Here is an 18,361-nt window from a genome sequence, read left to right as displayed (position 1 = left end):
TTCGACTCGCTTCGCTCGCTCAGTGCAGGTCTCCGCGAGTCGAAACGTCGCACACCAAGACCAAGGAAACGACAGCGCGGCACCGACGCCGCGCGGAGAGGATGACGATGACGCATCGAACCCTGCCCGACTTCCCGACCGATCCGGCGGCCGACCGCGCGCCACGGACCCGGCGCACCGTGCTCGCGGGCCTCGGGGCCGCGGCGCTCGGCGGTGTGGCCGCCGTCGCCGCCCCCGCCGCGGCCCAGGCGGCGACACCCACCGCGCCGGTCCTGGCGCGGGGCGTGGACGGCGCGGCGACCGTCGGCGACCTGGCTGGGCGCAAGGGGAAGCAGGACGACGTCGTCGCGGTCGCCGGCTACGCCGCGGCCGGGGACGGGGGAGGCGGTCTGTTCCGCTGCGTCACCCGGGACGCCCCCGCCGTCGACGGCGGACGCGTCGTTCCCGGCAAGGGCGGTGCCGTGTGGGTCCGGCTGCACGACGGGACGCTCGACTTCCGCGCGTTCGGCGTCTTCGGGCCGGAGACCCCCGCCGATGACGCGCTCGACGCCATGGTCGGGGATCCCTCCGTGCGCCGGATCGAGGCGCACACCGACCTCAACTTCGTCCGACGGCACGTCCTCACCCGCTCGTTCCTGGAGCTGGACTTCGGTGGGCATCTGATGACGACGGAGGGCATCGAGAACGCCACGGCGAATGACCCGTTCTCGGCGGTGATGTTCTTCCGCGGTGTCGTCACCGAGGAGGTCCAGGAGGCGACGCTGGGCGAGGACGTGCCGGACCTCGCCGACGTCCTGCCGGTGGCGGACTCGTCGTTCTTCGCGGTCGGCGCGTGGTACGCCGTGGAGGTGAATGCGCTCGCCGGGCGGTGGGAGCGGGAGGTCCAGCGGCTGGTCCAGGTGACCGGCATCGTCGACGGCGGCCACATCCGCATCGCCTACAAGATCGGCTGGCCGCTGGGCGCCGATCGCACGATGACGTGGCGGCGGATCGATCCGGTGCAGGACGTCCGGGTCTCGCGGCTCCGGTTCCGCGGCGGGGGCTCCGACGACGTCACCGGATCCCACCCGCTCGCCTTCGAGTACGCGATCCGGTGCGACGTCGACGGCATCGAGGGCGAGCGGACGTTCTGGCCGCTCATCATGCGCCGGTGGAACACGCACTACACGACCGAGAACTGCACCCTCGCCAACCCCGTCTCGGTGACGCTCGGCGGCGCGGGGTACCTCACGCAGCAGATCTCCTGCCTCTACGGCTACGTCGCCAACTGCCGCACCTCGAACGCGCGCCACCTCAACGACTTCACCGCCAGCGCCTACTGCCTCGTGGAGAACTGCCACGGCGATGGCGACGACCAGGGGCCGTTCGTGACGCACGGGCAGTACGAGCACGACCTGACGTACGTCGGCAACTCCGGGCTGATGACCTTCGCGAACTCGGGGGCGCCCTGGGGCTCCGCCGCCAAGCGCATCACGGTGCGCGGCCACGTGTGCTCGTGGTTCGTCGCCCGGGTGCGCGTGACGGACCTCACCCTGGAGGACGTCCACGTCATCGGCAAGCCCTCCCTGGAGGGATCCGGGATGCTCTGGATCAACGCCGACGGCGCGCAGCTGCGCGGATGCAGCGCGACCCACACGCTCATCGTCACCCAGGCCTCCGACGCCTCCGCCCGCCCCACGGTGATCGCGGACTCGCGCTTCTCGTTCGCCGCCCCGGGCGACCTGACGAACGACACCGTCACGACCCCGGTCACGCTCGTGGACACGGACCTCTCCGGGGTCGGCGGCGTCCGCATCGCGGGCTCCGGCCCCGTCACGGTCCGCGGCGGGACGTGGTCCGCGGCCGAGGACGCGGATCCGGTGCAGGTCGCGGCGGGGTCCGTGCGGTTCGAGGGCACGGCCTTCACCGGTGCGCGCATGCGCGCGACCGGCGACGGCGCGCAGTCCCTGTCGTTCTCGGGGGTGCGGGTCGACGCCGGCGCGGGCGGGTTCCTGTCCCGGGCGGGCGACGCGGAGCTGCGGCTGAGCGTCGACGGCAGCGCCTTCACGGGATCCGGCGCGCATGTCGACCTGGGGTCCGGCGCCAACCAGGCGCGGATCATCGGGAACCGCTTCGAGGGCGGATCCCTCTCCCTGGACCCCGCCGCGTTCGGCAGCGGGTCGACGCTGCTGCACGCGGCGAACACCGAGGCCGGCGTCGCGCGGACCGCGATGCCGCCCGAGGGACCCGCGGTGGTGCTGTCCGGCAACGTCGTCGTCTGATCCGCCCGGCGCACCGTTTCGTCTCGTCGCTTCGCTCCTCGCTCAACGACCGGTGGTGCGGAGCTTCGGCCCGGTCGTTGAGCGAGCGCAGCGAGTCGAAACGCGGTGACTCGGGGCTGGGCGCGTTTCGTCTCGGTGCTTCGCTCCTCGCTCAACGACCAGGGGTGGGCGTTTCGGTCGTTGAGCGAGCGGAGCGAGTCGAAACGTGGTGACTCGGGGCTGGGCGCGTTTCGTCTCGGTGCTTCGCTCCTCGCTCAACGACCGAGGGTGGCGGCGGGGACCCGGGGCGTCAGGCGGAGGTCTCGTCCGGGGCCGGAGCCGCGAGCGGGCTGATCCGCTCCACCGCGCGCGTGACGTGCTCGGCGATCACCGCGCGCACCGCGTCGGGGTCCCCGCTCGCGATCGCATCGAGGATCACGCGGTGGCTGCGGACGTGCTCGGCCTGTTCCTGCGGCGGCAGCGCCGCGTTCGCCGCCTGGATGAACCCGGCGATGCGCCCGCGCAGCTGCGCGTTCAGCTCCATGACGAACCGGTGGTCGGAGAGCTCGGCGATGGCCTCGTGGAACGCCCTGTCCTGCGCGAGCACCTCGGCCATGTCCCCGACGGCCGCCGCGTCCATGGCGTCGACGATCCCCTGCAGGCGCTTGTGCGCGGCGCGGGTCCATCGCTCCTGCACGCGCAGGGCCATGAACTGCTCGAGCACGATCCGCAGGCTCGAGATCTCCTCCAGGTCCCGCGGGGTCAGCTCCGCGACCCGGGCCCCGCGGCGCGGCTCGCGGACGATGAGATGCTCCTGGGCGAGTCGCGTCAGCGCCTCACGGACCGGGATGTGGCTGACGCCGAGGCGCTCGGCGAGCTTGCGCTCGACCAGTCGCTCGCCGGGCAGGAGCTCGCCGGAGTGTATCGCGGATCGGAGCTCGTCGGCGACCTGCTCGGCGATGTTCTGATCCGACACGCTCCGCATGGCCGTTCCTCCCCGCTCCGTCCGACCCGGCGGGGCCGACTGCTCCCCCGATGCTATGGCATCCGTGGCGCGCGAAACCCCCTCTCCCCGCCGAAACCCCTCCGTAGATCCGTATCTCAGGAGGGGTCTCGGCGGAAAAAGGGGGTTTCGGGAGAAGGGGGAGGGGGTTGCAGGTTTTGCTAGATGCTATAGCATTGCCGCAATCCCGGATGACGAAGGAGTTGTCATGTCCCAGCCCCGCAGCGGCGCCGCCCCGCTCGACGCCGATCTCGGCGCGAGCGCCATGAAGAAGGCGATCTGGCGTCTCGGGCCGTTCCTCGGCCTGCTGTACCTCGTCGCCTACATCGACCGCAACAACGCCGGCTTCGCCAAGCTGGAGATGACCGAGGCGCTGCAGATGACCGAGGCCGCCTTCGGCCTGGCGGCGGGCATCTTCTTCATCGGCTACCTGCTGTTCGAGGTGCCCAGCAACCTGCTGCTGGAGAAGTTCGGCGCGCGCAAGTGGATCACCCGGATCATGGTCTCCTGGGGGATCGTGGCGGTGCTGACCGCGTTCGTGCAGGACTCGCTGCAGTTCACGATCGCCCGCTTCATCCTCGGCGTCGCGGAGGCCGGCTTCTTCCCCGGCGTGCTGCTGTACCTCACGCTGTGGTTCCCCCGGCAGTACCGCACCCAGGTGCTGGCCGTGTTCGCGCTGTCCAACCCGCTCGCCAACGCCGTCGCCGCCCCGCTGTCGGGCTGGATCATGGGCTTCCACGGACTCTTCGGCCTCGAGGGATGGCAGCTCGTCTTCGTCCTGGAGGGGATCCCGGCGGTGCTGCTGGCCTTCGTCGTCTTCTTCTGGCTGCCCGACCGCCCGCAGGACGCGACCTGGCTGACGCCCGCCGAGCAGGGATGGATCGCCGACACCATCGCTCGCGAGACCGCGGCGACCGAGCAGCGGCACGGACGGATCCGGCTGGCCGCCGTCTTCGGCAACGGTCGCCTGTGGACCCTCATCCTGCTGTTCTTCGGCATCGTGTTCGGCGCGTACGGCCTGGGCCTGTGGCTGCCCACGATCGTGAAGAACATGGGCGACTTCTCGACCGGCACGACCGGATGGCTCGTCGCGCTGCCCAACATCTGCGCGGCGCTGCTGATGCTCCCGTGGGAGCGCGCGGCCCGCAAGCAGGGCAACATCCCCCTGCAGATCGGCATCACGCTCACGATCACGGCGCTCTCCCTGATCGCCGCCGTCGCCGCGCAGGGCACCCCCGCGCTGGCGCTGGTCGCCCTCTGCATCGGCATGTCGGCGCTGTTCTCCACGACGCCGCTGTTCTGGAGCCTGCCGCCGATGATCCTCACCGGCACCGCCGCCGCGGCGGGCCTGGCGTTCATCAACTCGGTCGGCAACCTCGCCGGGTTCGCGGGCCCGTACGCGATCGGATGGATCAGCCAGAGCACCGGCTCGGCGATCTGGGGCCTGCTCCTCATCGCAGCCCTCACGCTGATGGGCGCCGTGATCGGGTTCGTGCTCAGCCGGCGGCCGGAGTTCTCCGCCCCGCCGTCCGCTGAGCCGGCCGCGGTGGGCGCCGCGGAACGCTGACCCGCACGCGGACGCACGACGGACCGGCGCCGATCCGCGAGGGTCGGCGCCGGGCTGCGGAAGGAGAAGGATGGAACCCATGAGCCAGGCAGTCCCCGCGATGGGCGATCGGATCCGCGTCCCCCGCACGCGCGCGGCCGTCGGCGTCGCCCGCCGCGACATCACCCCGCCGCTCGGCATCCGGGCCAAGAACTGGGGGCCTGCCGACTGGGAGCGCTCCGAGCGCGTGCACCGCCCGTTCGCGCTGACCGCGCTCGCCGTGATCGGCGGCGACGACCGGGTGCGGCTGCTGCTGGCCGTCGACGGCACCTGGTGGCGACGGGTCGCCGATGAGCACGGCGTCCGCCAGGCGGTGCGGTACGGGCTCGGGCTGGACGCGGATCAGGTGATGATCTCCCTGTCGCACACGCACGCGGGTGCGGTGCTGTGCGCGGCGGACGCGCACCTGCCTGGTGGCGAGCTGATCCCGGGCTATCTGGACGCGCTCGCGGCGGCCGGGGTCGAGGCCGGGCGGGAGGCGATCGCCGGCGCCCGGCCCGGGCTGATCGAATGGACGACCGGGCGCTGCGCGCTCGCCGCCGAGCGCGAGCTGGACCTGGACGGCCGGGCGCTGGTGGGGTTCAACCCCGCGGCCGCGCCGGCCGACGACACGGTCATGATCGGCCGGGTCAGCGCGGACGGCGCGACCGTCGCGACGCTCGTGAACTACGCCTGCCACCCCACCACGCTCGCATGGCAGCACCGCGGGGTCTCGCCGGACTACGTCGGCGCCACCCGGGAGGTGGTGGAGGCAGCGACGGGCGCCCCGTGCCTGTTCGTCCAGGGGGCGTCCGGAGAGCTCGCCCCGCGGGAGCAGTACACCGGCGACACGGCGGTCGCGGACCGGCACGGGCGCTCGCTCGGCCACGCGGTGCTCGCCGCGCTGGACGCCCTCCCGGTCGCCGGATCGGAGCTGGTGCTCGACGACGTGGTCGAGTCCGGCGCGCCGCTGGCCGTGTGGTCGCCTCGGCCGGCCGCGGGAGGCGATGCGGCCGCGTCGCTGCACGAGGCGGTCGAGCTGCCGCTGCGCGATCTCCCCACCCTGGACGAGCTCGCCGAGGAGTGGAAGGACATCGATCCCCGTTCGCGTGCGGAGCGCCTGGGGCGGGCCCGGAACCTGCGCGAGGGCTACATCGACGGACCGACCGTGCGTCACCCGGTCTGGGTGTGGCGACTCGGCGACGCGGTGGTCGTCGGGCATCCGGGCGAGGCGTACTCACGCCTGCAGACGACGCTGCGCGCCCGGTTCCCCGGTATCCCGATCGTGGTGATGAACCTGACGAACGGCCCGGGGTTCGTGTACCTGCCCACGCGCGAGGCCTATGCGCGGGGCGCTTACCAGGCGTGGCAGACGCCGCTCGCCCCCGGCGCCCTGGAGCGGCTCGAGGAACACGCATGCGCCCTCGTGGCCCGGGCACTCGCCGGATGAGTCGGCGCACGCATCGCCGATAGTCTTGCTATAGCAAACTGCGGCCCGGCCCGGGCCGCGAGGGAAGGGACAGCACATGACCGCTCAGGCACCCGTCGCCGTCGTCACCGGCGGCGCCGCCGGCATCGGCTGGGAGATCGGCCAGCGGCTCGCCGCCGACGGGCTCACGGTCGTCGCCGCGGACCGCGTCCCGGGGCTCACGGCGGAGGACAACCCCGCCGGCGTGCTCTGGCGGGAGCTCGACGTCACCGACCCGGCGGCCGTGGATCGCGTGTTCACCGCGATCGAGGACGAGATCGGTCCGATCGGCGTCCTCGTGAACAACGCGGGGATCCAGCGCCACCGCGCCATCGAGGACCTCGCCTGGGACGAGTGGGCGGCCGTCGTGGACGTGAACCTGAACGGCGTCTTCGCCTGCCTGCAGGCGGCGGGCCGCCGGATGCTGGCGCGCGGGGAGGGGCGGATCGTCAACATCTCGTCCATCTCGTCGCGCGGATCCGCCGGCCGGGCGCCCTACGCCACGACCAAGGCCGCCGTGATCGGCCTCACCGCGACCGCGGGCGCCGAATGGGCGTCGCGGGGCGTGCGGGTGAACGCCGTCGCGCCCGGATACGTCGACACGGGCGTCTTCCGCCAGGGCGTGGAGGCGGGGACGCTGAGCCTCGACACGATCCTCGCGCGCATCCCGGCCGGGCGTCTGGCCGATGCCGCGGAGATCGCCGCCGCCGTGGGCTTCCTCGTGTCCGACGACGCCCGCTACATGAACGGCCAGACGCTGTACGTCGACGGCGGGTTCATGGTGGACTACGGCGTGCCCCTCGCGAGGAAGCCCGAATGACCGGGATCGCGCGCGTCGACGCCGCGACCGCGGCGCTGGCCCTGCCCGCGCCGCTGGAGCTCGGCGCGATGACGGTCACGCGGCGGGAGTACGCGGCCGTGCGCGCGGAGGCGGAGGACGGCACGACGGGTCTCGCGTACGCGCTGACGCGCGAGGCGCCGATGGCCGAGATCGTCGAGCGGCTGGTGGCCGCACACGCGCTCGGAGCCGACGCCGACGACCCGGCCGGGACCTGGGACCGGATGCTCCGGGGCAGCGCGATCGTCGGGCGCACCGGGCTCGTCCGCCGCGCCATCGGGCTCGTGGACATCGCCCTGTGGGACATCGCCGCGCGGAGATCCGGCATCCCGCTGTGGCGACTGCTCGACACGGGCGACGACCCGCGCGAGGGGATGCTCGTCGCCGCGTACCCCTCCCCGTCCCGCTCGCCTCGGCAGGTCGCCGACGAGGTCCTCGCCCAGGCCGACGGGTGGTCCGCGGTGAAGATCTCGCGTCTGCCCGACCCGGACTACATGCGCGCGCTCCTCGGGATCCTGAGCCGGGAGCTGCCCGCGCAGACCGGGCTCGTCGTCGACGTCGGGTTCGGCTGGCGCGACGCCGACGAGGCGATCACCGAGATCCGGCGGTGGGGAGAGCCCGCCCTCCGCTGGGTGGAGGATCCGCTGCTGCCCGAGGACGCCGAGGGCGTCGCGCGCATCCGCCGTGAGACCGGCCTGCCCGTGGCCGTCGGCGACGAGGTCACCGACCCCGCCGTCCTGCGCGCCCTCGTGGAGGTCGGCGGGGTGGACGCGCTGCGCCTGGACGTCGTCGCCATCGGCGGCATCACCCCGGCGCGCGAGGTCATCGCGTGGGCGGCCGAGCGCGGTGTCCCGGTGTCCGGGCACGTGTACCCCGAGGTGACCGCGCATCTCGGCATCGAGGTCGAGACCTTCGCGCGGGACGGCAACCCGTACGACCCGGCTCCCACGCTCGTCCGCGGCGGCCCGGTGTTCGCCGGGCGGGTCACGCCCTCGTCCGAGCCGGGACTCGGGTTCACCTTCGCCCCGGACGTGTTCGCGTTCGACGGGAGGACGCCGTGAGCGGGGGAGCCGTGACGCGCAGCGCGGTCGTGACCGGGAGCGGCAAGGGGATCGGGCGAGCGATCGCCGAGCGTCTGACCGCCGACGGATGGATCGTGGTCGGCCTCGAACGGACGGCCGGATCCGGGAGCGTGGAGGACGGGGCCTGTGCGGAGGTCGTCCTCGGCGACGCGTCCGAGCGCGGCGCGCACGAGCGTGCGGCCGCGGCGGCCCGTGCGCGGGCGCCCCTCGCCGGCTGGGTGAACAACGCCGGGATCACCCGGCACACGCCCCTGCACGCCCTGGATGAGGACGCGGTCCGTGAGCTCGTCGGCATCAACGGGTTCGGATACGTGTGGGGCTGCGCCGCCGCCGTGTCGGCGTTCGTGGATCAGGGCGTGGCTGGCGCGATCGTCAACGTCGGCTCGATCCACGGCCGGCTCAGCCACCCCGACCATGCCGCCTACGAGTTCACCAAGGGCGGCATCGACGCGCTGACCCGCAGCGTCGCCGTCACGTACGGCGGGCTCGGGATCCGTGCGAACACGGTGGCCCCCGGAGGGGTGCGCACGCCGCACCTGGACGCGCAGATCGCCGCCTCGCCGGATCCGGAGGCCGCGGAACGGGCGCTCGCCGAGGGGCCGCCGATGGGGCGGATCGCCCGGGCGGAGGAGGTCGCCGCCGTCGTGGCGTTCCTGCTCTCCGACGAGGCGCCGTATCTGACGGGCCAGTCGATCGCGGTGGACGGCGGCTGGTCGGCGTCCTTCGGCGACGTGTCCGTGGATCCGGAGCTCCGCCGCCGCTTCACCCGCTGATCCCGGGTGGCCGCGTTTCGTCTCGTCGCTGCGCTCCTCGCTCAATGACCGGGGGTGGCGGTGTTCGGTCGTTGAGCGACACTTCGACTCGCTTCGCTCGCTCAGTGCGGGTCTCCGCGAGTCGAAACGTGGTGACCCGGGCCGGGCGCTCCTCGCTCAGCGACCGGGGGCGGATCAGGCCTTCAGCATCGACGCGCGGGCGATCCGGCCGTCCACCACGTCGAAGGTGGCGATCGTCTCCGTGGCGACGCCGGCGTTCACGACCTGCTCCTGCGCGACGACCCAGCGGTCGCCGAACAGCACGGTCGTCTCGATCACGCAGGAGAGGTCGGGGTTCTGCAGCCGCGGCTCGTAGAAGGCGCGGATCGCGTCCGATCCGGCGATCGGCTCGGGCGCCACGCCTGTGATCACGGCGTCGTCCGCGTAGGTCGCCACGAACGCGTCCAGGTCGTGCGCGTTGAACGCGTCGAGCTGCGCCCGGACGGTGTCCAGGGGGCTGCGGGCGGTGTCAGTCAATGCGCACTCCTCCGTTGACGTCGTACGTGGCTCCGGTGACGAAGCGCGCACGCTCCGAGGCGAGCGAGGCGATCACCCAGGCCACGTCCTGCGGCTCGCCGAACGCGCCGAGCGGGATCGACGCGGCCAGGCGGTCGCGCCCCTCCCCCTGGAGCTGGTCGGTGATGGCGCTCGCGACCGGGCCGGGGGTCACGGCGTTGACCCGGATCCCCTCGCCGGCCAGCAGCCGCGCGAAGCTGCGCGTGATCGCGAGGATCGCCCCCTTGCTCGCGGCGTAGTGCATCCCGGTCTGCAGTGCGCCGACCTGCCCCGCGATGGAGGAGATGTTCACCACGGAGCGGTCGCCGTCCGCCGCCCGCAGGAGGGGAAGGGCGGCGCGGGTGAGGAGGAAGGTCCCCCGGGCGTTGGTCTCCATCACGAGGTCCCACTCGTCGATGTCGATCTCGTCGAAGGGGACGTAGGGGCAGACACCGCCGTTGTTCACGAGCACGTGGAGCGCCCCCCACGCGCCCGACACCTCCTCGACCAGGGCGGACACGGAGGCGGGATCCCGCAGATCCAGGCGGGACACCCGCACGTCGGGCGATCCGGCGGCACGGCACTCGTCGGCGATCCGTCCGGCCTCGGCCTCCCGTCCGGCATAGGTCAGCCAGAGGGCGGTGCCTTCCCCGGCGAGTTCGAGGGCGGCGGCGGCTCCGATGCCGGAGCTCGCCCCGGTGAGCAGGGCGCGGCGAACAGTCATGTCCCAAACGCTATAGCAAAACGGAGGCCAGGGCATCTCGCGTAGGATCGGGGCCATGAGTCCCGAGGCGTCCAGACACTAGACCGCGGATGCGAGCGCACGTCGTGCGCTCCCCGCCTCTCGTCGACCCCTTTTCGACTCGTCGTCCTCCCGTGCGGGAGGCGGCGTCCGCGTGTCTGGATGACCATGCCCTTCGTGATCCCTGTCCTCGCCCTGGCCGTCTTCGCCCAGGGCACGAGCGAGTTCATGCTCGCCGGCCTCCTGCTCGACATCTCCGCCGATCTCGGCGTGTCCCCGGCGACGGCCGGCCTCCTCACCTCGGCCTTCGCGCTGGGGATGGTGGTGGGCGCGCCGGCGATGGCCCTGTTCGCCGTGCGGTGGCATCCCCGCCGCACCCTCCTCGTCCTCCTCGCCGTGTTCCTCGCCGCGCATGTCTGCTCTGCCCTGGCGCCGACATTCGAGCTGCTGCTGCTCACCCGTCTGGTCGCCGCGGTCTCGAACGCGGGCTTCCTCGCGGTGGCGCTCGGCGCCGTCCGGGCGATCGTGCCCGCCGCGCTGACGACCCGCGCCGTCAGCGTGCTGTTGGCCGGGACCACGCTCGCGACCATCGTCGGCGTCCCCGCCGGGGCGGCGCTCGCGTCCGTCCTGGGGTGGCGATCGACGTTCTGGGCGGTCGCGGCCCTGTGCGTGCCGGCGCTGGTCGCGATCGCGCGCGACCGCACGCTGGTCGCGCCCGGAGGCGGCGCGTCCTTCACTCTGCGGCGCGAGGTCGCGGAGCTGCACCGGCGGCCGGTCCTCGGCGGGATCCTTCTCGGGGTCCTCGTCAATGCCGCGACGTTCGGGGTCTTCACGTACCTCGGCGTCGTGGCCGAGGCGGCGGGGATCGTCCCCGCCCTCGTCCCCGTGCTGCTCGCCGCGTTCGGCGTCGGCGCCTTCGCGGGAGTGAGCGCGACCGGGCGCTGGGCCGCGCCCCGGGAGCGGCGGTGGATCGTGACCGGCCTGTGGCTGCTCGGCGGCGCGTGGGCGGGGTTCGCGCTCGTCGCGGGCGGTCCCGTCGGCGTGCTCGCGCTGACGCCGGTGTGCGGCGCGCTCAGCTTCGCCGTGGGCTCGGCGGTCATCGGCCGGATCGTCCGCGAAGCGGCCGGGGCTCCGGTGCTCGGCGGGGCCTTCGCGACGGTGGCGCTGAACCTCGGCGCGACCCTCGGGCCGGCCGTCGCCGGCGCGGCCCAGGACCGCGGCGGTGCGCCCGCGGTGCTCCTGGCGGCGGCGCTGGCGGTCGGCGGCGCGGCGCTCGTGTCGCCGTGGGCGCTGGCGGGCCGCCGCGGCGCGCGGGAGGGATGAGCGGATCGGGATGAGCGTCGGACCGGCGGGCCGGATGGCTCGTCGGCCCGGCGGTCGCCCGCGGCTGCTAGATGCTATAGCATTTGGTGTCATGGCTGAGTCCCTGATCCTCCTCACCGACTGCGACCTGCCCGGCGATGCCGCCGAGCGGACGCTCCGCGCCGCCGGGCTCCGCGCCGTCCGCGCCCCCGAGGCGACCGACGACCGGATCGCCGAGCTCGGCGCCGAGGCGGAAGGTCTCATCGTGCAGTGGCACCGGATCGACGGGGCTCTCATGGACCGGATGCCGCGACTGCGCATGATCAGCCGGCTCGGCATCGGGTACGACATGATCGACGTCGCCGCCGCCTCCGAGCGGGGGATCGCGGTCGCCAACACCCCGAGCTACTGCATCGAGGAGGTCGCCGCCCACACGGTCGCCCTGATCATGGCGCAGGCCCGCGGGCTCCTCGCCTACGACCGTGCGGTCCGCCGGGGCGAGTGGCGCGCCGTGGCCGCGCAGCCGATGGCCGTGCGGCCATCCCGCACGACGATCTCCGTGCTCGGGTTCGGGCGGATCGGGTCGCTCGTCGCGCGGGGATGCCGGGGTCTCGGCTTCCGCGTCCTGGTCGCCGACCCCTACGCCCCCGACGAGGCGGTGCGGGCGGCCGGTTGCGAGCCGGTCGCGATCGATGAGGCTCTCGCCGAGGCGGACATCCTCACCCTGCACGTGCCGCTGACGGCCGACACCCGCCACCTCGTGGATGCGGCGGCGATCGCCGCGATGAAGCCGGGAGCGGTGATCGTGAACACCTGTCGCGGTCCGCTGATCGACGAGACCGCACTGGTCGCGGCGCTGCACGACGGGCGGATCGGCGCGGCGGCGCTGGACGTGTTCGAGGAGGAGCCGCTGGCGGCCGGCGCCGCTCTCCGAGACGCCCCGAACGTCCTGCTCACGCCCCACGCGGCCTGGTACTCGCCTGAGGCGCTGCAGGATCTGCCGGTGCACGCCGCCGAGAACATCGTCCGCTTCCTGGCCGGAGAGCGGGTGGACGCGATCGTCAACCCCGACCGGGCCGTGCGCGGAGCCTCCGCGGACGTCGCGCCGACCTCGCGCTGATCCGCACGCACCCGGACCCGAACGAGAGGAAGACCATGCAGCTGATGCGCCGAGGAGAGCCGGGCCGGGAGCGCCCGTTCGTGCGGGACGACGAGGGGACGCTGCGCGAGCTGTCGTCCGTCACCGCGGAGATCGACGGCGCCTTCCTCGCCGACGACGGGATCGGGCGCGTACGGGCGGCGCTGCGGGAAGGGCGTCTGCCGGTCGCGGACCCGACGGTCGAGCAGTGGCGCACCGGGGCGCCGATCGCGCGTCCGACGGCCGTCATCTGCGTCGGGCAGAACTACGCCGCGCACGCCGCGGAGTCGGGATCCGCGCCGCCCGTTGAGCCGATCGTGTTCTTCAAGCACCCGAACACCGTCGTGGGCCCGGACGACGACGTGCTGCTGCCCCCGGGCGCGGAGAAGGTGGACTGGGAGGTGGAGCTGGCGGTGGTCATCGGCCGCACCGCCCGCTATCTGTCCGGACCCGCCGCGGCGAGGGACGTGATCGCGGGGTACGCCGTGTCGAACGACGTGTCGGAGCGCGCCTACCAGCTCGACGTCTCCGGCGGCCAGTGGTCCAAGGGCAAGTGCGCCGAGACGTTCAACCCCCTGGGGCCGGTGCTCGTGCCCGCCGAGGAGGTGGATCCGCAGGCGCTGCGGCTCCGCTCCTGGGTCAACGGCGAGCCGCGTCAGGACTCGTCCACCGCCGACATGATCTTCCCGGTGTGGGAGCTCGTGCACCACCTGAGCCAGTTCATGGTGCTGGAGCCGGGCGACGTCATCAACACCGGGACGCCGCAGGGCGTGGCGCTGTCCGGCCGCTTCCCGTACCTCCGGGACGGGGATGAGATGACCGTGGAGATCGAGGGACTCGGGCGCCAGCGGCAGCGGCTGCGGCGCGCCGTCGTGGCCTGAGGCGCCGCCGGCGGGCTGCGCCCGCGGCACGGTCCTTCCCGCTGAGTGCGACCGTGCCGCGGGCCCAGCCCGTCAGTCGTTGAGCGAGCGCAGCCGGGTGGGTGCCCGTACTCGGTCGTTGAGCGACACTTCGACTCGCTTCGCTCGCTCAGTGCGGGTCTCCGCGAGTCGAAACGTGGTGGCCCCGGGGTGAGCCTCGGTCGTTGAGCGAGCGCAGCGAGTCGAAACGTGGTGACCCGGGGGTGGGCGCGTTTCGTCTCGGTGCTGCGCTCCTCGCTCAACGACCCGGGGCGGGCGCGCGTCAGCCGGCGTACGGCGTCACCGGGAGGCCGCGGACGCCGGGGCGCACGGCGAACACGGATCCGGCCGCGGTCCCGTGATCCGGATCCAGCCCCTGCGCCGACGTCGTGACGTACAGGGTGCCGAGGTCGTCGTCGCCGAAGGTGCACGCGCTCACCTGCGGCACCGGAAGGACGATCCGCTCCTGCAGCGCGCCGTCCGTGTCGAAGCCGAGCACGGCGCCGCCGCCCCATCCCGCCACCCACACGCTGCCGTCCGCGGCGACGGTGAGGCCGTCCGGGAACCCGGCGTCCTCGGGGAACGCGGCGAACGTGCGTCGCCCGCCGAGCTCGCCGTCGTGCACGTCGAGGACGTCGATCCGCCGCGTCGCCGTGTCGACGTAGTAGGCGCGGCGCGCGTCCGGGGCGAAGCCGACCCCGTTGGAGCACGTGATCCCGCGCAGGAGCGTCGTCGCCGTGGCTCCGTCGGGCGCCGGATCGATCCGCCGCAGCACGCCCGTGCCCGACGCGTCGTCGGTCGCCATGGAGCCGGCGAGGAGGCGGCCGCGGGGATCGCAGCAGCCGTCGTTCATCCGGGTGCCGGTGCCGTCGAGCAGGCGCAGGACCGGGTGCGCGGGTCCATCCGGGTCGTCCGCGAGGTACAGATCCTGCGCGCCCACCGCCGCGAACCCGCCCGACCGGCGCGGCCGCGCGAAGGCCAGGTAGCGGTCATCGACGTGCTGCCGCCGCACGCCGCGGTCCGTGAGGGTCAGGAGGTCCCCGGCATCCCCGTCGACCCAGCGCAGTCCGCCCCATCCCGCCCACCACACGGGCGCCTCGGCGTGGCGGGCGACGGGGCCAGTGACGTTCTCGGGCGTCACCGCCGGTCGCGTCCCGGGGTTCGCAGCGGATCCGGGGCGGGGATCGGATCCGGGGCGGGGACCGGGTCGGCGACGGGCTCCGCGCCGTCGCGAATCCCTGTCGTCGCGTCGGCGGGGGCCGTGTTCGGCCGGGACGGAGCGGACGCGGCGGCGGGCGCCGTGACCCCGGGCGCGGCCGCCGGTGCGGCGTCCGCGCTCCTCGCTCCCGCCGATCCGGTCGCCGTGGGCGCCTCGAGCTGCAGCGCCACGCGCTTCTCGAGGTTCTCCACGGCCTCGTCCGACAGGGACAGCAGGCCGTCCAGCTCCTCCCGCACCCGCTTGTACGCGGTCTGGCGTTCCGCCGCGGTCGCCGACTGGTCGAGCGCGACGGTGAGCATGTGCTGGGCGCGCTCCAGCCGCTTGCGCTCGGCCTCGCTGAAGCTCGAGTCCCGCAGGCGTCGCGCATCCTTCTCCGCGACCTCGAAGGCCACGGCGTACGCGCCCACCGCGTCGAGGTACTCCGCGACGCGCTGCTCGCTGATCTTCGCGTCGGCCGTCGCCGGGCGCAGGGCGTCGGCGGTGCGCTTGGCCCGCAGGAACGCGGCCGTCAGCGGCTGACGACCGTCGCTCATGGCGGGGAAGGCGATGAGCTTCGCGACGTCCAGCTCGTAGTCCAGCCAGCGTGCCGTGATCTCGTCGTGCTCGGCGAAGAGCCGCTCCAACAGGTCCGTGGACGACACGGGAGGGTCGGCGGCGACGACCTGCGCCGGCACGGCCTTGCCCCGCGCGGCGAGCTGAGCGGCCTTGATCTCGCCCTTGACGCGGATGGTCTCCAGGCGGCGCTGGTGGCGGCGCTTGGCGCCCCGCTCCCACGCCTTGGCGACACCGCCGGCCACGCCCATGAAGGGGAACACGAGCCACCAGTAGTCGCGGGCGAACTCCCCGAGCGCCCTGAGGATCTCATCCATGATGCCCTCAGCCTACGATCCGCGACGGCGCACCGGAACGGTGGCGGTTCACGGGAGGAACGTCGCGGCGGCGACCCGGGCGCGCAGCAGCGTCAGGGCGCGCGACGGTTCCGGCTCCAGGCCCAGGGCGGCGGCGACCTCCAGGGCGAGAGCCGCGTGCCCGGCGGCGTTGGGATGGAACGCGTCGTTCATCAGCGCCGACGGGACGCCGCCGTTGCCGATCCGGGTGAACGCGGCCAGCATGTCGACGAGGATCGTCCTTTCGGCGCGGGCGACCTCGCGCACGGCCTCGGCGAACTCCCCGATCCGCGCGCGCTCGGGCGCGTGGGCGGCGTCGACCGACGGCGGCGTGAGCAGGACGGGGATCGCGTCGAGGTCCCGCACGCGCGACACGAACGTCGTGAGCGAGGCCCCGAACTCGTCCGGCTCGATGATCGGGAACACGCCGCCGGTGGAGCAGTCGTTCGTGCCGATCATCAGCGTCACGACGTGGGGCGCCCAGAAGGCGACGCGCCGGTCGAAGTCGTCGAGGATCTGCACGATCCGGTGACCGCTGATCGCGGTGGTGATCATGGCGTCGCGCGTGCGCCCGAGCTCGCCGCGCACGATCTCGTGCAGGTGCTCGGGGTAGCTGCGCCCGCCCTGCGTGTGGACCAGGCCGTGGGTGATCGAGTCGCCGGTGATCACCCAGTTCACGGGGCGTTCGTCGGTGAGCAGGGCGTGCAGGCGATCACGATCGGCGGTGGTCATGGATCCATTCTTCCGCCCCACGGGGCGAGACCCGTACGGAGTCTTCCGCCCGCGGGCCGGGGCCGGTGCGGAGCGATCGCGTCAGAGCGCGGCCAGCAGCGGGACCACCCAGGCGACGGCGATGACCGCGGGGACGAGGGCGAGCACCAGGCCGATCACGGCGAGGATCTTGGCGGGAGCCCGGATCAGGGCGACCACGGCGACGATCGCGGTCGCGAGGGCCAGCGCCCACACCGCGATGGCCGCCAGGATCATCACCGAGAGCGAGCCCATGCCGGGCGTGGACAGCGTCAGAGCCCAGCCGATGGCCGCGACCGCCGCGGTCACGACCCCGAGGACGAGCGCGGCGACGGCGAGGCGGCGCCGGGGCCGGGCGGAGGAGGTGGGGGATGCCATGGCCGGAGCGTAGCAGCGCCCCTCGCGCGGATCAGGCGCGGGAGCCGACCGGGGGACGACGTCAGGAGCCCGTGAAGATCTGCTGATATATGAGGACATTCACGGTAACCCCGGGAGGGAGGGGAGGCGCGGATGATCAATGAGACCACGCGGCGGCGCCTCGCCGATCTGACCGAGAAGTGCGAATCTCTCGCCGCCAACGGCTCGGCGATAAGACTGGTCGGCGGCGAGCCTCCTCGTTGGAACATGGTGTTTGCCGTCTTCTTCCAGGTTCCTCCGAGAAGAGAACTATTCCTTCTTCTAATGGAGAAGCCCTTACGGGGTTGTCGATTCGCGGCCTGCGTGTGTGTAAACTCGCCGCAAATCCACTGATTGATCTGGGCGGCACTCGTCGTCTGGGCTTCCTGTGGCCTGTTTGGAAGTAAGGAAATAGATTGGCGCGGAGAAACTCTAGAATGTCCATCGCCCGAGCGTTTGTCGCGTTGGGGGTCGCGTTGGCGACGCTCGTGGGTATCGTTGCTGTTGCCGGCCCAGCGAATGCAGGGCAGCCGCCGGCCGGCTACCCAACCAGTGAGAAGATGGACACGGCAGGTAACGCCCAGATTGGGAATATCCCCATTCGCCGAGGCTTTTGGGATGCTGATATCGACAAGGGTTGGGGGATGGACAAGGCGTGGAACAAGCATAATTTGTGGAGCGTGGCCGCCATGAAGGCGGTTCTGCATTCGTCGAACATCACTCCGCAGGGGACGCAGTACCTGCTTAAGGCCTATGCTGGGAAGTCCTATTGTAGTGGCAATCCACAAATCTGTCGGGTGACGGATCGGCGCGAGATTCGGGCGGTGGTAGATCCCAAGAGCCATAAGCTGTATCATGGTTGGCCTGTGGGTGGGGTTATGGGAATGCAGACAATGTTCTGCGAGCAGCAAGGCATCTGGCGCTGTCCGAACTGGGTCACTTACTCGATTCTGAATCCAGGAAAGCATAATCCGTACAACAGTTTCGTGACCGACGGTGATCTTGATGTTCCGGTTGGGGAAAAGCTCCGTGCCGAACAGTACCTGTTGAGTGATGAACAAGCAGAGGAGCAGGCGGAGATGATGTCGAGCCCTGAGATCGTGGAGCTTGAGCGTCAAATCGATTCTGGAGAAGTTCAGTTGCTCTTTTCCTTCGACCCGCTTCCGGACGAGTATCCGGCGGCATAGCGGTCATGCGAACGCCAGAGGTGAGCTTCGTCGACCTTGTCCGGCAGGAGTTGGAGATCGCGTGGACGGGTGCGGTTCACGTTCTGGCGCAGTGGGACGACACGAACGACCGTGCCTGTTTCGTCTACTCGAAGCCGGCCGACCCGACACATCACGTCTTGGGTCGGGTTTTCGCATGGGGGCCGCACGTCGCTGACGGCACTCGGGAAGGCGCTGCGATCGCCGGTGCGCTGGCATTGGCCGAGCCTCCAGGGGCCCTATGGGAGAACGCCAAGGTCGATCGGGATGGTATTCGGTGGTTGGGGCTTGGAGACGAAG

General features: G+C 72.3%; 17 protein-coding genes. 10 read left to right on the top strand and 7 right to left on the bottom strand.

The window, feature by feature from the left end; translation table 11 throughout:
- Nucleotides 1-107: 107 nt before the first annotated feature.
- Nucleotides 108-2,261 carry a peptidase C14 gene (locus K8F61_RS12580; protein WP_231819357.1) on the top strand — a complete coding sequence of 718 codons (2,154 nt, stop codon included), beginning with the start codon at nucleotides 108-110 and terminating at the stop codon, nucleotides 2,259-2,261.
- Between the two features lie 289 nt (nucleotides 2,262-2,550).
- Here the strand turns inward: K8F61_RS12580 and K8F61_RS12575 are convergent, their stop codons facing one another.
- Nucleotides 2,551-3,225 (bottom strand): GntR family transcriptional regulator, encoded by a 675-nt coding sequence (locus K8F61_RS12575; protein WP_067249738.1) that lies wholly within the window; start codon nucleotides 3,223-3,225, stop codon nucleotides 2,551-2,553.
- A 226-nt stretch (nucleotides 3,226-3,451) separates the two neighbouring features.
- On the opposite strand from K8F61_RS12575, the gene K8F61_RS12570 reads away from it, so the two are divergent.
- The 5 genes from K8F61_RS12570 to K8F61_RS12550 all read left to right on the top strand — a co-directional run bounded on the left by K8F61_RS12570 (nucleotide 3,452) and on the right by K8F61_RS12550 (nucleotide 8,989).
- Nucleotides 3,452-4,810, top strand: a complete 1,359-nt coding sequence (locus K8F61_RS12570) for an MFS transporter (protein WP_231819356.1) — start codon at nucleotides 3,452-3,454, stop codon at nucleotides 4,808-4,810.
- A 79-nt stretch (nucleotides 4,811-4,889) separates the two neighbouring features.
- Complete coding sequence (locus K8F61_RS12565) at nucleotides 4,890-6,278, top strand: hypothetical protein (protein ID WP_231819355.1); 1,389 nt, start codon at nucleotides 4,890-4,892, stop codon at nucleotides 6,276-6,278.
- 76 nt (nucleotides 6,279-6,354) lie between these two features.
- Complete coding sequence (locus tag K8F61_RS12560) at nucleotides 6,355-7,116, top strand: SDR family NAD(P)-dependent oxidoreductase (protein ID WP_231819354.1); 762 nt, start codon at nucleotides 6,355-6,357, stop codon at nucleotides 7,114-7,116.
- Nucleotides 7,113-8,195, top strand: a complete 1,083-nt coding sequence (locus K8F61_RS12555) for an enolase C-terminal domain-like protein (RefSeq protein ID WP_231819353.1) — start codon at nucleotides 7,113-7,115, stop codon at nucleotides 8,193-8,195. The genes K8F61_RS12560 and K8F61_RS12555 overlap by 4 nt, the downstream gene beginning before the upstream one ends.
- Nucleotides 8,192-8,989, top strand: a complete 798-nt coding sequence (locus tag K8F61_RS12550; protein WP_219084985.1) for an SDR family NAD(P)-dependent oxidoreductase — start codon at nucleotides 8,192-8,194, stop codon at nucleotides 8,987-8,989. Before K8F61_RS12555 ends, K8F61_RS12550 begins: the two co-directional genes overlap by 4 nt.
- Nucleotides 8,990-9,163: 174 nt before the next feature.
- Here the strand turns inward: K8F61_RS12550 and K8F61_RS12545 are convergent, their stop codons facing one another.
- Nucleotides 9,164-9,505, bottom strand: a complete 342-nt coding sequence (locus K8F61_RS12545; protein ID WP_219084986.1) for a nuclear transport factor 2 family protein — start codon at nucleotides 9,503-9,505, stop codon at nucleotides 9,164-9,166.
- On the bottom strand, nucleotides 9,498-10,247 hold the full coding sequence (locus K8F61_RS12540) for an SDR family NAD(P)-dependent oxidoreductase (protein ID WP_231819352.1): 750 nt from the start codon (nucleotides 10,245-10,247) through the stop codon (nucleotides 9,498-9,500). The genes K8F61_RS12545 and K8F61_RS12540 overlap by 8 nt, the downstream gene beginning before the upstream one ends.
- Before the next feature lie 180 nt (nucleotides 10,248-10,427).
- Between K8F61_RS12540 and K8F61_RS12535 the strand changes: the two genes are divergently transcribed.
- The 3 genes from K8F61_RS12535 to K8F61_RS12525 all read left to right on the top strand — a co-directional run bounded on the left by K8F61_RS12535 (nucleotide 10,428) and on the right by K8F61_RS12525 (nucleotide 13,586).
- Complete coding sequence (locus tag K8F61_RS12535) at nucleotides 10,428-11,588, top strand: MFS transporter (RefSeq protein ID WP_231819351.1); 1,161 nt, start codon at nucleotides 10,428-10,430, stop codon at nucleotides 11,586-11,588.
- Nucleotides 11,589-11,679: 91 nt separating this feature from the next.
- A complete protein-coding gene (locus tag K8F61_RS12530) occupies nucleotides 11,680-12,687 on the top strand; it encodes a C-terminal binding protein (protein ID WP_067250673.1) in 1,008 nt (335 codons plus the stop codon).
- A gap of 35 nt (nucleotides 12,688-12,722) precedes the next feature.
- Nucleotides 12,723-13,586 carry a fumarylacetoacetate hydrolase family protein gene (locus K8F61_RS12525; protein WP_231819350.1) on the top strand — a complete coding sequence of 288 codons (864 nt, stop codon included), beginning with the start codon at nucleotides 12,723-12,725 and terminating at the stop codon, nucleotides 13,584-13,586.
- Between the two features lie 301 nt (nucleotides 13,587-13,887).
- Here the strand turns inward: K8F61_RS12525 and K8F61_RS12520 are convergent, their stop codons facing one another.
- The 4 genes from K8F61_RS12520 to K8F61_RS12505 all read right to left on the bottom strand — a co-directional run bounded on the left by K8F61_RS12520 (nucleotide 13,888) and on the right by K8F61_RS12505 (nucleotide 16,838).
- Nucleotides 13,888-14,745, bottom strand: a complete 858-nt coding sequence (locus K8F61_RS12520; protein ID WP_231819349.1) for an SMP-30/gluconolactonase/LRE family protein — start codon at nucleotides 14,743-14,745, stop codon at nucleotides 13,888-13,890.
- Nucleotides 14,742-15,692, bottom strand: coding sequence for a hypothetical protein (locus K8F61_RS12515; RefSeq protein WP_336246420.1), 951 nt, complete (start codon nucleotides 15,690-15,692; stop codon nucleotides 14,742-14,744). The genes K8F61_RS12520 and K8F61_RS12515 overlap by 4 nt, the downstream gene beginning before the upstream one ends.
- Before the next feature lie 48 nt (nucleotides 15,693-15,740).
- Nucleotides 15,741-16,442, bottom strand: coding sequence for an SGNH/GDSL hydrolase family protein (locus K8F61_RS12510; protein ID WP_231819348.1), 702 nt, complete (start codon nucleotides 16,440-16,442; stop codon nucleotides 15,741-15,743).
- 81 nt (nucleotides 16,443-16,523) lie between these two features.
- Nucleotides 16,524-16,838, bottom strand: a complete 315-nt coding sequence (locus K8F61_RS12505) for a hypothetical protein (RefSeq protein ID WP_231819347.1) — start codon at nucleotides 16,836-16,838, stop codon at nucleotides 16,524-16,526.
- Nucleotides 16,839-17,293: 455 nt separating this feature from the next.
- Here K8F61_RS12505 and K8F61_RS12500 point away from each other — a divergent pair, with 455 nt between their 5' ends.
- Nucleotides 17,294-18,043 carry a hypothetical protein gene (locus K8F61_RS12500; protein ID WP_231819346.1) on the top strand — a complete coding sequence of 250 codons (750 nt, stop codon included), beginning with the start codon at nucleotides 17,294-17,296 and terminating at the stop codon, nucleotides 18,041-18,043.
- The last annotated feature ends 318 nt before the right edge of the window (nucleotides 18,044-18,361 follow it).

Origin of the sequence: Microbacterium resistens, assembly GCF_021172025.1 — a bacterium.
Taxonomy (GTDB): domain Bacteria; phylum Actinomycetota; class Actinomycetes; order Actinomycetales; family Microbacteriaceae; genus Microbacterium; species Microbacterium resistens.
Note: the sequence above shows the minus strand (reverse complement) of the source record. Positions and strands in the feature narration are given on the sequence as shown.

What these genes read in the sequence shown, in the direction of transcription:
- K8F61_RS12555 (WP_231819353.1), top strand. Translation starts at nt 7,113, where the DNA reads ATGACCGGGATCGCGCGCGTCGACGCCGCGACCGCGGCGCTGGCCCTG.
- K8F61_RS12570 (WP_231819356.1), top strand. Translation starts at nt 3,452, where the DNA reads ATGTCCCAGCCCCGCAGCGGCGCCGCCCCGCTCGACGCCGATCTCGGC.
- K8F61_RS12510 (WP_231819348.1), bottom strand. Translation starts at nt 16,442, where the DNA reads ATGACCACCGCCGATCGTGATCGCCTGCACGCCCTGCTCACCGACGAA.
- K8F61_RS12535 (WP_231819351.1), top strand. Translation starts at nt 10,428, where the DNA reads ATGACCATGCCCTTCGTGATCCCTGTCCTCGCCCTGGCCGTCTTCGCC.
- K8F61_RS12575 (WP_067249738.1), bottom strand. Translation starts at nt 3,225, where the DNA reads ATGCGGAGCGTGTCGGATCAGAACATCGCCGAGCAGGTCGCCGACGAG.
- K8F61_RS12530 (WP_067250673.1), top strand. Translation starts at nt 11,680, where the DNA reads ATGGCTGAGTCCCTGATCCTCCTCACCGACTGCGACCTGCCCGGCGAT.
- K8F61_RS12560 (WP_231819354.1), top strand. Translation starts at nt 6,355, where the DNA reads ATGACCGCTCAGGCACCCGTCGCCGTCGTCACCGGCGGCGCCGCCGGC.
- K8F61_RS12565 (WP_231819355.1), top strand. Translation starts at nt 4,890, where the DNA reads ATGAGCCAGGCAGTCCCCGCGATGGGCGATCGGATCCGCGTCCCCCGC.
- K8F61_RS12525 (WP_231819350.1), top strand. Translation starts at nt 12,723, where the DNA reads ATGCAGCTGATGCGCCGAGGAGAGCCGGGCCGGGAGCGCCCGTTCGTG.
- K8F61_RS12540 (WP_231819352.1), bottom strand. Translation starts at nt 10,247, where the DNA reads ATGACTGTTCGCCGCGCCCTGCTCACCGGGGCGAGCTCCGGCATCGGA.
- K8F61_RS12580 (WP_231819357.1), top strand. Translation starts at nt 108, where the DNA reads ATGACGCATCGAACCCTGCCCGACTTCCCGACCGATCCGGCGGCCGAC.
- K8F61_RS12500 (WP_231819346.1), top strand. Translation starts at nt 17,294, where the DNA reads ATGTCCATCGCCCGAGCGTTTGTCGCGTTGGGGGTCGCGTTGGCGACG.
- K8F61_RS12515 (WP_336246420.1), bottom strand. Translation starts at nt 15,692, where the DNA reads ATGGATGAGATCCTCAGGGCGCTCGGGGAGTTCGCCCGCGACTACTGG.
- K8F61_RS12505 (WP_231819347.1), bottom strand. Translation starts at nt 16,838, where the DNA reads ATGGCATCCCCCACCTCCTCCGCCCGGCCCCGGCGCCGCCTCGCCGTC.